This is a genomic window from uncultured Pseudoalteromonas sp., assembly GCF_963922945.1.
Classification (GTDB): Bacteria; Pseudomonadota; Gammaproteobacteria; order Enterobacterales; family Alteromonadaceae; genus Pseudoalteromonas.
Window position 1 is genome coordinate 22,690 of record NZ_CAWUKC010000037.1, and the last position, 13,331, is coordinate 36,020.

General features: G+C 40.8%; 17 protein-coding genes. All 17 read left to right on the plus strand.

What is annotated here, in order from left to right; all coding sequences use genetic code 11:
* Positions 1-8: 8 nt before the first annotated feature.
* The 17 genes from rsmG to AABI99_RS09810 all read left to right on the plus strand — a co-directional run bounded on the left by rsmG (position 9) and on the right by AABI99_RS09810 (position 13,291).
* Entirely contained in the window at positions 9-629 is a 621-nt protein-coding gene (gene rsmG / locus AABI99_RS09730) for a 16S rRNA (guanine(527)-N(7))-methyltransferase RsmG (RefSeq protein ID WP_338365533.1), read from the plus strand.
* 14 nt (positions 630-643) lie between these two features.
* Complete coding sequence (locus AABI99_RS09735) at positions 644-1,429, plus strand: ParA family protein (protein ID WP_338365534.1); 786 nt, start codon at positions 644-646, stop codon at positions 1,427-1,429.
* Positions 1,430-1,449: 20 nt separating this feature from the next.
* Positions 1,450-2,379, plus strand: a complete 930-nt coding sequence (locus AABI99_RS09740; RefSeq protein ID WP_338365535.1) for a ParB/RepB/Spo0J family partition protein — start codon at positions 1,450-1,452, stop codon at positions 2,377-2,379.
* A 142-nt stretch (positions 2,380-2,521) separates the two neighbouring features.
* Complete coding sequence (locus AABI99_RS09745) at positions 2,522-2,902, plus strand: ATP synthase subunit I (protein WP_338365536.1); 381 nt, start codon at positions 2,522-2,524, stop codon at positions 2,900-2,902.
* Positions 2,903-2,916: 14 nt separating this feature from the next.
* Positions 2,917-3,774 carry a F0F1 ATP synthase subunit A gene (gene atpB, locus AABI99_RS09750; protein WP_338365537.1) on the plus strand — a complete coding sequence of 286 codons (858 nt, stop codon included), beginning with the start codon at positions 2,917-2,919 and terminating at the stop codon, positions 3,772-3,774.
* Positions 3,775-3,824: 50 nt separating this feature from the next.
* Positions 3,825-4,058 carry a F0F1 ATP synthase subunit C gene (gene atpE, locus AABI99_RS09755; protein ID WP_004588071.1) on the plus strand — a complete coding sequence of 78 codons (234 nt, stop codon included), beginning with the start codon at positions 3,825-3,827 and terminating at the stop codon, positions 4,056-4,058.
* A 42-nt stretch (positions 4,059-4,100) separates the two neighbouring features.
* A complete protein-coding gene (gene atpF / locus AABI99_RS09760; protein ID WP_004588072.1) occupies positions 4,101-4,571 on the plus strand; it encodes a F0F1 ATP synthase subunit B in 471 nt (156 codons plus the stop codon).
* Between the two features lie 16 nt (positions 4,572-4,587).
* Positions 4,588-5,121, plus strand: coding sequence for a F0F1 ATP synthase subunit delta (atpH, locus tag AABI99_RS09765; protein ID WP_338365539.1), 534 nt, complete (start codon positions 4,588-4,590; stop codon positions 5,119-5,121).
* Between the two features lie 14 nt (positions 5,122-5,135).
* Positions 5,136-6,677: a F0F1 ATP synthase subunit alpha gene (gene atpA, locus AABI99_RS09770; protein WP_338365540.1), complete on the plus strand. Its 1,542-nt coding sequence runs from the start codon at positions 5,136-5,138 to the stop codon at positions 6,675-6,677.
* Positions 6,678-6,737: 60 nt separating this feature from the next.
* On the plus strand, positions 6,738-7,598 hold the full coding sequence (gene atpG, locus AABI99_RS09775; protein ID WP_338365541.1) for a F0F1 ATP synthase subunit gamma: 861 nt from the start codon (positions 6,738-6,740) through the stop codon (positions 7,596-7,598).
* 33 nt (positions 7,599-7,631) lie between these two features.
* Positions 7,632-9,017 carry a F0F1 ATP synthase subunit beta gene (gene atpD, locus AABI99_RS09780; RefSeq protein WP_055016220.1) on the plus strand — a complete coding sequence of 462 codons (1,386 nt, stop codon included), beginning with the start codon at positions 7,632-7,634 and terminating at the stop codon, positions 9,015-9,017.
* 13 nt (positions 9,018-9,030) lie between these two features.
* Positions 9,031-9,453, plus strand: a complete 423-nt coding sequence (locus AABI99_RS09785; RefSeq protein WP_055016221.1) for a F0F1 ATP synthase subunit epsilon — start codon at positions 9,031-9,033, stop codon at positions 9,451-9,453.
* A 248-nt stretch (positions 9,454-9,701) separates the two neighbouring features.
* Positions 9,702-11,060: a bifunctional UDP-N-acetylglucosamine diphosphorylase/glucosamine-1-phosphate N-acetyltransferase GlmU gene (glmU, locus tag AABI99_RS09790; protein WP_338365542.1), complete on the plus strand. Its 1,359-nt coding sequence runs from the start codon at positions 9,702-9,704 to the stop codon at positions 11,058-11,060.
* 121 nt (positions 11,061-11,181) lie between these two features.
* Positions 11,182-11,442: a hypothetical protein gene (locus AABI99_RS09795; protein ID WP_338365544.1), complete on the plus strand. Its 261-nt coding sequence runs from the start codon at positions 11,182-11,184 to the stop codon at positions 11,440-11,442.
* A gap of 46 nt (positions 11,443-11,488) precedes the next feature.
* Entirely contained in the window at positions 11,489-12,127 is a 639-nt protein-coding gene (locus tag AABI99_RS09800; RefSeq protein WP_338365545.1) for a hypothetical protein, read from the plus strand.
* A complete protein-coding gene (locus AABI99_RS09805) occupies positions 12,124-12,714 on the plus strand; it encodes a DUF1240 domain-containing protein (protein WP_338365546.1) in 591 nt (196 codons plus the stop codon). The genes AABI99_RS09800 and AABI99_RS09805 overlap by 4 nt, the downstream gene beginning before the upstream one ends.
* Before the next feature lie 124 nt (positions 12,715-12,838).
* Positions 12,839-13,291 (plus strand): DUF1240 domain-containing protein, encoded by a 453-nt coding sequence (locus AABI99_RS09810; protein WP_338365547.1) that lies wholly within the window; start codon positions 12,839-12,841, stop codon positions 13,289-13,291.
* Positions 13,292-13,331: the final 40 nt, after the last annotated feature.

The following is a 13,331-nucleotide window of genomic DNA, read 5'->3' on the forward strand; positions in this document are numbered from 1 at the left end:
GGTAAACTGTGTTACAGCAACAATTAACAACATTGTTAGCGCAAACTGATATTGCGCTAACTGAAAAACAACAGCAGCAATTAGTTAAATACGTTGAGTTATTAAACAAATGGAACAAAGCGTATAATTTAACCTCTGTACGCTTACCAGAAGAAATGATGATTAAACACATTATGGATAGTTTAGTTGTTGCTCCTCATTTACCCGGTCATCATTATATAGATGTAGGTACTGGTCCAGGTTTACCAGGAATTGTGTTAGCTATTGCATTACCTGACACGCAATTTGTATTGCTAGATAGCTTAGGCAAGCGCGTGCGTTTTTTAATGCAAGTTAAACACGAGCTAGGTCTAAATAATGTCACCCCGGTACAGTCAAGAGTTGAAGAATATCAACCAAGTGTTAAATTAGATGGCGTACTAAGTCGTGCGTTTGCTTCATTGCAAGATATGGTTGAATGGTGTACGCACCTAATTGATCACTCAGGCAAATTTATAGCGTTAAAAGGTGTGTTCCCTAGTGAAGAGCTAGAGTCACTTCCTGAAGGCGTAAAATTTGAAGAAAAAATCTCGCTAGTAGTGCCTGAGCTTCATGCACAACGACATTTAATTATTCTTTCTAAAGACTAGGGATCAGAGACATAGTGGCAAAAGTCATCGCATTAGCAAATCAAAAAGGCGGCGTTGGTAAAACAACAACGGCTGTTAATCTCGCTGCATCTATGGCTGCAACGAAACGTAAAGTGTTGTTAATTGATCTCGACCCGCAAGGCAACGCTACTATGGGTAGTGGTGTAGACAAATATGGCGATGTCGCCACCATTTATGATTTACTCATAGAAGAAACACCAATGGATGAGGTAATAATTACTGAAACCTCAGGTGAGTATCATATGATTGCGGCCAACGGTGATGTAACCGCAGCTGAAGTAAAGCTCATGGAGTTGTTTGCACGCGAAGTACGTCTTCGTAATGCGCTTGAAAAAATCCAAGATAAATACGAATTTATTTTTATCGACTGTCCGCCTTCACTAAATATGTTAACAGTTAATGCTATGGCAGCGGCTGACTCTGTTTTAGTCCCCATGCAATGTGAATATTATGCGCTTGAAGGATTAACCGCATTAATGGACACTATTACCCAGCTTGCAAAGTTAGTTAACCCTAACTTACAAATTGAAGGCATTCTTCGTACTATGTACGATCCACGCAATCGATTAGCAAATGATGTATCAGAACAATTAAAACAACATTTTGGCGATAAAGTATACCGCACCGTGATCCCACGTAATGTGCGCCTTGCAGAAGCACCGAGTTTTGGTGCGCCAGCAATGTACTATGACCGCGCATCAAGTGGCGCAAAAGCCTACTTAGCACTTGCGGGCGAAATGCTACGCAGAAAAGAAAAAACAGCGCCGGTAGTCGCCTAACTTTAAGGTAAAAAAATAACATGTCTGCTAAAAAACGAGGTTTAGGCCGAGGACTCGATGCCCTTTTAAGTTCATCAAAACCAGCGCCGAGCCCAAGCAAGGAACAAGACACAGTAAAAGAAACTGATGTTGAACATACTACTGCAACAGAGTTTGTAGATAGTGAGTTGCAATCATTGCCTATTGAGTTTTTACACTCGGGTAAATACCAACCTCGTAAAGACATGTCTGAAGAAGCGCTTGAAGAACTAGCAAGCTCTATTCGTTCACAAGGTATTATTCAACCAATCGTTGTCCGCCCTATTGCTGAAAATAGCTTTGAAATAATTGCTGGTGAACGCCGTTGGCGTGCTGCGCAAATAGCTAAGCTTGAAAGCGTACCTTGTATTGTAAAAAATGTGCCTGACGAAGCCGCCGTTGCTATTGCACTGATAGAAAATATTCAGCGTGAAGACTTAAACGCAATGGAAGAAGCGATTGCGTTAAACAGATTATTAAATGAATTTGAATTAACACACCAGCAAGTTGCCGATGCGGTGGGTAAATCCCGCACTACCGTGACTAATTTACTACGATTAAACAATTTAAATAGCGATGTTAAAATTTTGTTAGAGCATGGCGACATTGAAATGGGCCACGCTCGCTGTTTATTAGCACTTGAAGGTGAAGCGCAATCTGACGCGGCAAGATTAGCTGTTGCTAAAGCTTTGACTGTTCGCGAAACCGAAAAATTAGTACGCTCAATTTTAGAGCCTGTTGCAGCTAAGCAAACGCCAGAAAAAGACCCTGACGTTAAGCGCTTAGAACAAAAGTTAGCCGACAACCTAGGGGCTAAAGTAGAAATAAATTACAATGCGAAGGGCAAAGGTAAATTGGTGATTTCTTATACCAACCTAGACGAGCTTGACGGCATTTTAAATCGTATAAATCATAGCAATACCGACCATTAAAATTTTACATGTCCAATAAGAGACATTTGTAGCTATTTTGTGTTACAAAGCGTCTACTCAAGTTGCAAAACTGGTAGGATTAAGTATAATTTCGCCAGTTTTCACACCCTAACAATTAGAACGCCATAAAGGTTAACTAAACGTGACTAATAAGTTAGCAAGACCTTATAGGCTTGCCGCATTTAAATTAATTTGTCTTCAGGGGTTCGTAGCACTTATAGCTGCAGTAATTATTTTTGTTGGTTGGGGAGTAAACGCCAGCTTATCAGCACTTGCTGGTAGTAGCGTTGCAATACTTCCTCACCTAGTATTTGCGCTTTATGCATTCAGATATATGGGTGCAAGTATGGCAAATCAAGCGTATACCTCGTTAAAGCGCGGTAACGGATTAAAATTTATGCTAACAATCGTATTGTTTGCACTGATACTCAAGTCAACCACGGTCGTTTTAGTGCCGTTTTTTTGTGTTTATGTATTGGTGCTTTTTACTGGATTGTTCGCGCCCGTTTTTTTTAAACATTAACTTTGGGATATAACATGGCTGCAGAAGAAGTTACTATATCAAGCCATATCCAGCATCACTTAACAAACGCTAAGATGTGTATGACCGACTCTGGTCTTGCCTTCAACAAAGCGTGTGCAGACAGTGGTTTCTGGACATGGAATATAGATACCCTCGCATGGTCAATCGGACTAGGTCTAATATTTTTATGGATCTTCCGTAGCGCCGCTAAAAAAGCACACACAGGAGTACCTGGTAAACTTCAATGTTTTATTGAAATGATTGTTGAGTTCGTTGGCGACAACGTACGTGACACTTACCACGGTAAAAGCAAGTTAATTGCTCCATTAGCCTTAACAATTTTTGTTTGGGTGTTCTTAATGAACTTAATGGACTTAATCCCTGTTGATTTCTTACCTGCTTTCGCTGGTTTTGTTGGTGAGCAAGCCTTTGGTATGGACTCACACGACGTTTATATGAAAATTGTACCTACCACAGACATAAACTTAACTGCTGCATTAGCACTGGGTGTGTTTATTCTGATGATTGGTTACTCTATTAAAATTAAAGGGGTTGGTGGCTTCATTAAAGAGCTTACACTTCACCCGTTTAGCTCTAATAGCAAAGTGGCTATGATTTTCTTAATTCCTTGTAATTTATTACTAGAAACAATCGCTTTAGTGTCTAAGCCTTTCTCGTTAGCACTGCGTTTATTCGGTAACTTATACGCTGGTGAATTGATATTCATACTTATCGGCGCAGTTGGTTTAATGCAACTTCCGTTGCACTTTGTTTGGGCTGTATTCCATATCTTAGTAATCGTGTTACAAGCATTCGTATTTATGATGCTAACCATTGTTTACCTAAGCATGGCAAGTTCTGACAATCACTAATTTATACACTTTTTAATTTAACTTTAACAATTGAAACTTTGGAGAAAAAAATGGAACTAGTATTAGGTCTTAAGTACATCGCAGTTGCTTTACTTATCGGCTTCGGTGCAATCGGTACTGCTATCGGCTTCGGTAACATGGGTGGTAAATTCCTAGAAGCATGTGCGCGTCAGCCTGAGCTTGCACCTTCATTACAAGTTAAGATGTTCATCCTAGCTGGTCTAATCGATGCGGTAGCAATGATCGGTGTTGGTATCGCAATGGTAATCCTGTTCGTACTTTAATTTTATTTTTTGAACAGCTTACTATTTTAAGGAGGAGCGGTCGTGAACATAACAGCCACTCTTATCGGTGAATTAATTGCGTTTACGGTGTTTGTACTATTTTGTATGAAATATGTATGGCCACCACTTAATGATGCAATTGAGTCTCGCCAGAAGAAAATTGAAGATGGTTTAGCTGCCTCTGATAGAGCCGAAAAAGACTTAGAACTTGCGCAACAAAAAGCTGCAGAGCAGCTTAAAGATGCAAAAGCTCAAGCGGCTGATATCATTGAACAAGCTAAAAAGCGTGCCGTGCTTATTGTTGACGAAGAAACTGTTCGTGGACAAGAAGAGCGTGAAAAAATTATTGCTCAAGGGCACTCTGAAATTGAATCAGAGCGTAACCGTGTAACAGAAGAGCTACGTAAGCAAGTAGCAACTCTGGCAGTGGTTGGCGCAGAAAGAATTTTAGAGCGTGAAATCAATCAAGCCGCACATAGTGACATCGTTGAAAAACTTGTCGCTGAGCTGTAATTAGGAGGGTATGAGCATGTCTGAATTGACTACTATCGCTCGCCCATACGCTAAAGCGGCTTTTGAACTTGCCGTTGAAAAAGGCACGGTTGAAAGCTGGAATGACATGTTGTTTTTTGCAGGCGAAGTTGCCAGCAATGAACAAGCATCAGCCGTTCTAGCTGGATTGCCTACTGCTACAGCACAAGCTGAGTTATTTATTAACTTATGTGCTGAGCAGCTCAACGAACAAGGTCAGAACCTAGTGAAGGTGATGGCTGAAAATGGACGTTTGATTGCACTGCCTGAGGTTGCTCAGTTATTCGCTGCGTTTAAAGCAGAGTATGACAAAGAAATCGACGTAGATGTGATTTCGGCAACCCCTCTTGCTGCAGCGCAGCAAGAGTCATTGGTAGCGACACTTGAAAAACGTTTCGCACGCAAAGTTAAGCTGAATTGTAGTGAAGACGCTGCAGTTGTTGGCGGCCTTATTATCAAGGCGGGTGACACTGTAATCGACGGCTCAGTACGCGGTAAATTAAACCGCTTAGCCACAACACTACAATCGTAATTGGGAAAAAGAGCATGCAACTTAATTCCACTGAAATTTCAGATCTGATCAAACAACGTATTGAGCAGTTCGAAGTTGTAAGTGAAGCTCGTAACGAAGGTACTATCGTATCTGTTACTGACGGTATCATCCGCATCCACGGTCTAGCTGACTGTATGCAAGGTGAGATGATTGAGCTTCCAGGCAACCGTTATGCTATCGCACTAAACCTTGAGCGTGACTCAATTGGTGCAGTAGTTATGGGTCCTTACGCTGACCTTACTGAAGGCGTAAAAGTATACACAACTGGTCGTATCCTAGAGGTTCCTGTTGGTGCAGGCTTACTTGGTCGTGTTGTAAACACACTAGGTGCGCCTATCGACGGTAAAGGTGCTTTAGATAACGACGGTTTTGACCCTGTAGAAAAAATTGCACCAGGTGTAATCGAGCGTCAATCTGTAGATGAGCCAGTTCAAACTGGTTACAAATCTATTGATGCGATGATTCCAGTTGGTCGTGGTCAGCGTGAGCTTGTAATCGGTGACCGCCAAACAGGTAAAACTGCACTAGCAATCGATGCAATCATCAACCAAAAGAACACAGGCGTTAAGTGTGTGTACGTAGCGGTTGGTCAAAAAGCGTCTACTATTGCTAACGTAGTACGTAAATTAGAAGAGCACGGTGCACTTGAAAATACAATCGTAGTTGTAGCATCTGCTTCTGAGTCTGCGGCACTTCAGTACTTAGCACCGTTCTCGGGCTGTACTATGGGTGAATACTTCCGTGACCGTGGTGAAAACGCATTAATCGTATATGATGATTTATCTAAGCAAGCTGTTGCTTACCGTCAAATCTCATTACTACTTAAGCGTCCACCAGGTCGTGAAGCATACCCAGGTGACGTATTCTACCTTCACTCGCGTCTTTTAGAGCGTGCATCGCGTGTAAACGCTGATTACGTTGAAAAGTTCACAAACGGTGAAGTGAAAGGACAAACAGGTTCATTGACGGCATTGCCAATCATTGAAACTCAAGGCGGCGACGTTTCTGCGTTCGTACCGACAAACGTTATCTCTATCACCGATGGTCAGATCTTCTTAGAAACTGACTTATTCAACTCAGGTATCCGTCCGGCAGTAAATGCTGGTATCTCGGTATCGCGTGTTGGTGGTGCTGCACAAACTAAAATCGTTAAGAAACTAGGTGGCGGTATTCGTCTAGCCCTAGCTCAGTACCGTGAATTAGCTGCGTTCTCGCAGTTCGCGTCTGACCTTGATGATGCTACTCGTGCTCAACTTGAGCATGGTGAGCGTGTAACAGAGCTAATGAAGCAGAAACAGTACGCACCAATGTCTGTTGCTGAAATGTCTTTGTCGTTATTTGCAGCTGAGAAAGGTTACCTTAAAGACATCGAAATCTCTAAAATTATGGATTTCGAAGCAGCTTTACTTTCTTACGCAAGTAGCACATACGCAGAGCTTGTGGCTCAAATCAATGAAACTGGTAACTACAACGCTGAGATCGAAGCGCAGCTTAAAGAACTTCTAGAGAAGTTCAAGTCTACGCAAACTTGGTAATTTAGTTATTAATGGTGCGCTTTAGTTTACTAAAGCACACCTTGATTCGGAGAGAGAGTCATGGCCAGCGGAAAAGAGATTAAAAGCAAGATCGGGAGTATTAAAAATACTCAAAAGATCACCAGCGCAATGGAAATGGTTGCTGCGTCTAAAATGAAAAAGGCGCAAGAACGAGTGGCTTCAAGCCGTCCATACGCTAACAAATTACGCAAAGTAATTGGTCGTGTTGCTCAAGCAAATCTTGATTTTACTCACCCATTCTTAGAAGAACGTGAAGTAAAACGAGTTGGTTATATTGTTATCTCTACAGACCGAGGTCTATGTGGCGGCTTAAACTCAAACGAGTTTAAAAAAGTTGCATTAGACATTAAAGCGTGGAAAGAAAAAGGCGTTGACGCTGACTTTGCAACTATTGGTAGCAAAGCAGCTAGCTTCTTTCAACGTTTTGGCGGTCAAGTGCTTGCTAAAAAGTCAAGCCTTGGAGATAAGCCTTCAGTACAAGACGTAATTGGTCCTGTAAAAATTATGCTAGATGCATTCTCTGAAGGTAAAATTGACCGTTTATTCCTGGTATACAACAACTTTGTTAATACCATGAAGCAAGAGCCAAAAATAGATCAGTTACTCCCTTTGCCAAAAGCTGAAGAAGAAGTATCTGCCCACACATGGGACTACTTATACGAGCCAGGCCCAGACGCTATATTAGAGTCTTTGCTTGTACGCTTTGTTGAGTCTCAGGTATACCAAGGTGTGGTTGAGAACGCTGCCTCTGAACAGGCTGCCCGTATGGTTGCGATGAAAGCTGCAACAGATAATGCCGGCGACCTTATGGATGAGTTACAGCTTGTTTATAACAAGGCCCGCCAAGCGGCAATCACACAAGAAATCAGTGAGATTGTTTCTGGTTCAGCCGCAGTTTAATGCTTCAGGCAAAGATTAACGAGAGGAATAGACATGAGTTTAGGTAAGGTCGTCCAAATTATCGGTGCCGTTGTAGATATTGAGTTTTCTCAAGACAACGTGCCAGCCGTATATGACGCACTAAAAGTAACAGATGGCGATTTAGCTGGTTTGACTTTAGAAGTTCAACAACAGCTAGGTGGCGGTGTTGTTCGTACTATCGCACTAGGTACTACTGACGGTTTACGTCGTGGCGCAGCGGTAGAAAATACAGGTGAAGCGATTCAAGTTCCAGTTGGTAAAGCAACGCTTGGTCGTATCATGAACGTACTTGGTGAGCCAATTGATGAAGCTGGCCCAATCGGCGAAGAAGACCGTATGTCTATTCACCGTGCAGCGCCTTCATACGAAGAGCAATCAAGTTCAGTAGAACTTTTAGAAACAGGTATCAAGGTAATCGACCTTGTATGTCCGTTTGCTAAAGGTGGTAAAGTTGGTTTATTCGGTGGTGCCGGTGTAGGTAAAACCGTAAACATGATGGAACTTATCCGTAACATCGCAATCGAGCACAGCGGCTACTCAGTATTCGCAGGTGTTGGTGAGCGTACTCGTGAGGGTAACGATTTCTACCATGAGATGAACGATTCAAACGTACTTGATAAAGTATCGCTTGTATACGGTCAGATGAACGAGCCTCCTGGTAACCGTTTACGCGTAGCGTTAACAGGTCTTACTATGGCTGAAAAGTTCCGTGACGAAGGTCGCGATGTACTTTTCTTCGTAGATAACATCTACCGTTACACACTAGCTGGTACAGAAGTATCTGCACTACTTGGTCGTATGCCATCAGCGGTAGGTTACCAGCCTACACTAGCTGAAGAGATGGGTGTACTTCAAGAGCGTATCGCTTCAACGAAGACGGGTTCAATTACATCAATCCAAGCGGTATACGTACCTGCGGATGATTTAACGGATCCATCTCCAGCAACTACCTTTGCTCACTTAGATGCAACAGTAGTACTTTCACGTGATATCGCATCACTTGGTATTTACCCAGCGGTAGACCCACTTGATTCATCTTCACGTCAACTTGACCCATTAGTAATTGGTCAAGACCACTACGATACAGCACGTGGTGTTCAAACAGTTCTTCAGCGTTACAAAGAACTTAAAGACATCATTGCGATTCTAGGTATGGACGAGCTTTCTGACGAAGATAAGCAACTTGTATCTCGTGCTCGTAAAATCCAGCGTTTCCTATCTCAGCCATTCTTCGTGGCAGAGGTATTTACAGGTGCGCCAGGTAAATACGTTTCACTAAAAGACACAATTGCTGGCTTTAAAGGCATTCTAAGCGGTGAATTTGATGACCTTCCAGAGCAAGCGTTCTACATGGTTGGCTCTATCGAAGAAGCTCAAGAAAAAGCTAAAAGCATGTAATTAGGAGGGTAGTATGGCAGCTATGACTGTACATCTTGACGTAGTAAGCGCAGAGCAGAGCTTGTTCTCTGGTCTAGTTGAATCGATTCAAGTATCTGGTAGTGAAGGTGAGCTTGGTGTTAATGCCGGTCACGCCCCACTACTAACTGCCCTTAAACCTGGTATGGTACGTTTAGTTAAGCAACATGGTGAAGAAGAACTGATCTATATTGCTGGCGGTACACTAGAAGTTCAACCGAACATAGTAACCGTACTTGCTGATACAGCTGTTCGTGGTGAAGACCTTGACGAACAAGCGGCAGAGCAAGCTAAACGTGACGCAGAAAGCCAAATGGCTAATGCGTCAGCTGCTGAGTTTGATTATCAACAAGCAGCTATGCAACTAGCGGAAGCTATTGCACAACTTCGCGTAATTCAGCAATTACGTAAAAAGTAAGCCTATCCGGTTTTAAAAAGCCCACATTATGTGGGCTTTTTTGTGCCTGTAATTTGGCTTTACACTTATATCAACCTGCAAAGCTGGTTACAATAAGTGTAATTATTATGAACAGTGTGTTTATCATAGATTCAGTCATTATTTTTTATAGTATGGCTGAGTGTGTACACAGGGAGTGACATGCGTAATCTAATTAACCTACTTTCATTAACCACTCAATAAAACAACGGAAAAAGGAAATTGTTTTAATGGCTCTAACAACAGTAATTCTTGCTGCGGGTAAAGGTACTCGTATGCGCTCTTCTCTACCAAAAGTACTGCATAAAGTGGCAGGTAAACCTATGGTGCAACATGTTATAGATAACGCAAAAGCACTAGGTGCAAGCACAACAAACTTAGTTTACGGGCACGGCGGCGAACTATTACAACAACAACTCGCCGATAACAACGTAAACTGGGTACTGCAAGCAGAGCAACTTGGCACTGGCCACGCAGTAGCACAAGCAAGCCCTCATATTAATGATGACGACACTGTACTTGTGTTGTATGGTGATGTACCACTTACAAAGCAATCAACCCTTGAGCGCTTATTAGCAGCAACCCCTGAAAATGGATTAGCAGTACTAACCGTTAATTTGGCTAACCCTAATGGCTATGGCCGTATGCTACGAGAAGATGGCAAGCTTGTAGGTATTATTGAGCAAAAAGATGCAAACGCTGAACAGCTGCTTATTAGCGAAGTAAACACAGGCATTATGGCGGTTAACGGCAAGCTTTTAAAAACATGGTTAGGCAACTTATCTAATAATAATGCACAAGGGGAATACTACCTTACAGATATTGTTGCTATGGCACACAGTGAAGGGGTAGAAATCACCTCAGCGCAGCCAAATCATGCAATGGAAGTTGAAGGCGCAAACAACCGCGTACAACTTGCAGGCCTAGAGCGTGCTTATCAAGCATGGCAAGCAGAAGAATTAATGTTAAATGGTGCCACCCTAGCCGACCCTGCTCGTATCGATGTACGTGGCAATGTTAAAACAGGCGAAGACGTATTAATTGATATAAACGTTATTTTTGAAGGCAATGTAACCCTTGGTAACAATGTACAAATTGGCCCTAACTGTGTACTTAAAAACTGTACTATTGGCGATAACGTAGTTATAAAAGCAAATACCCTAATTGAAGATGCAAGCGTAGCGGCTCAATGTACGCTAGGCCCCTACGCCCGCTTACGCCCAGGTGCGGTAATGGAAGAAGACTCGCACATTGGTAACTTTGTAGAGATGAAAAAAACCCGACTAGGCAAGGGTTCTAAAGCAAACCACTTAAGTTACTTAGGCGATGCTGAAATCGGTGAAAAAGTGAATATAGGCGCAGGTACTATTACCTGTAACTACGATGGTGTTAATAAAGCAAAAACCATTATTGGTGATAACGCCTTTATTGGCTCTAACTCATCGCTTGTTGCCCCAGTACACATTGGTACAACAGCAACGGTAGGTGCAGGCTCTGTGATCACCAGTACCGTTGAAGATGAGCAGCTCGCAATAGCACGCTCTAAACAGCGTAATTTAACCGGCTGGAAACGCCCAGTTAAAAAATAGTAACGATCATTACTTATTAAATATTTAAAGCGAGTTTAACACTCGCTTTTTTATTGCTTATATTTTGACTATTATTTAAACTTATAGTTAACGGATTAAAAATTACACTTAAGGAAATCTTATGTCTGCATATGCTCGTCGTGCTGTTGCCGAAAGGCAGCGCCAAAATCAAATCAAAAACATACTATCAGGTAATAATCACACGCTTATCCAAATGAACTCAGCAGAGTTTGTAGACTACATTATTTCTGTAAAGATGAAGCAAGGTAAATCTCGTTCAGAAGTGGTTGATTGGCTAGATGAGTTACTGGAAGAGCATAATTCACTATCAAGTCAATGGGAACGAATTAAAGATCCTTTGAAAGCTAGGGCTGGTCTATAATCCTCTATTTGATGATATTAAAGCGTTAGCCATTATAGCGGCTGCAATGCAGCGCCAAGGTAATGTTTTCGGTAAGTTTAAAATTAAAGTTTATAATGGTTCCCCCGCTATTATAATGACTTCTTACCCTGGTATCAGAGCTCATTTAACGGGTACTCGTTATTTAGCAAGCAACCCCAAACTTTTTACTATCGGTGTCGGTAAATTAGAAGCTGCAAAAGCGATGAAGGGTGGGTTTGTACTCACTCTAGTAATTTCAGTGACATTTCATGCCACAGACTATTTCTTAAACGATCAAAAAACATGGCATGACTTAGTGGCAGGTGTTGCGGTCGACATGGCAGTAGTTGGTGCCGCTATTGTGACTACTAGTACAATATTGGGTGTTGCATCAACAGCATCAGCAAGTTTAGCAACAATAATTGCTGGTACAGTATTAGTGCCCTTGTTGGTTGTCGTAGTCGTTGGGGTGGCTTTTTCAATTGCATTTTCGGATACCAGTGATTATGTAAAAGTACTTTCTGAAGAGTTAAGAAATATTGAAAATAAAATACAAAGTGGTGTAGTTAAAATTAGGGCTGGAGCGCAGAAAATTAATAACGTATATAAAGAAAATCCAAATGAATTTTTACATGAGGTTTTTGGGGTTCCTATGTTTAAAAAAACTAGGTCTTATAAATTTTGAAGTTTTTAGAGTGGAAAAAAGCAGATAAGAAGTTATCTCTTGCAAATATGAAAGAATTAGCATCTGTTTTTTTCTTGTTAATTATTAGTGGAGGACTGTGCTACAAAACAGCCTTAAACTTTTTTTCCGAAGTGGAAACTATATTTTTAGTTAGTCAGCCTCAATTTTTTATCAAAGAGCAGGCCACCATACTATTATCTTTTTTATTATTGCCTTGCGTATTTCTAACGTTTTTATCGACTTTACAGCGCTTTTTGGGGTTTGATATAAAGTTAACTTTAATTAATGCATTTAAAAGTGCGGTTGTAGGTTTAATTGTTTTATTAATTCTATCAGTCCCGACTAACCTAGTTATAGAAGCTAATTTAAAGAGCAAAGGCTACATTTACTGTAATTGGTACACTGGTGCTTCAGTTCGTGCTCCTGATATATGGTTAAAAAACGATGAGTTATGTTTACAAGATGGTTCTGTAGTCATTAGTGATATTCATGATTGGTTTGAAATGCATAATGAAAAAGGAATTGAGCCAAAACTTAGTGAACTTAAAGTTTTTATACAAGAAACTAGAGCTGAGTATAATCGTTAAAATTAAATCAAAATTGCTGCTGTCGTTTTTATTTTAAATAACCGAGTAAGCTAAATAATTTTACAAAAGGGTTTTTCTGGCTTCCAAAGGTAAACTTAACTCTAATAAAAATGAGCTATAAACAATGTCTATATTAGAGTGGGGAAAATCCGAAGAACGTTTTACAAAACAAAGCTTCAAATATAAATTAATAGTAGTGATAGGCCTGTTTGTCTTTATATTATTTACAATTGCTTTATTTTATTTCTCTTATTATGGGGTTGTTGAAAGTGTTTATTTTGATGACTCGCTTTATTATATTAGAGAAAGTGGCCTGTTGGCTCCAATAATAGCAATGACACCGTTTCCTGTGTTAATGACAATTGCCGGTTTTCAAAAGGTATTCAATTTTCGCAACGAGAAAACAATAAAGCTAATGGTAAAACTTATGCTTTGGGCAATTCCTCTATATATAACTTTATCCATTACTAATAGTTTTTATATCGGGTATAAATTAACAAAGAAGGGTTATAGTTTTTGTCATTGGTATACTAGTCCATCTTTTAGAGGTCCTGATGTTTGGCTTGTAGTGGCATAGTTAATTTGGCCACCCATTAAGAAAGAAATGTTATGCTAAT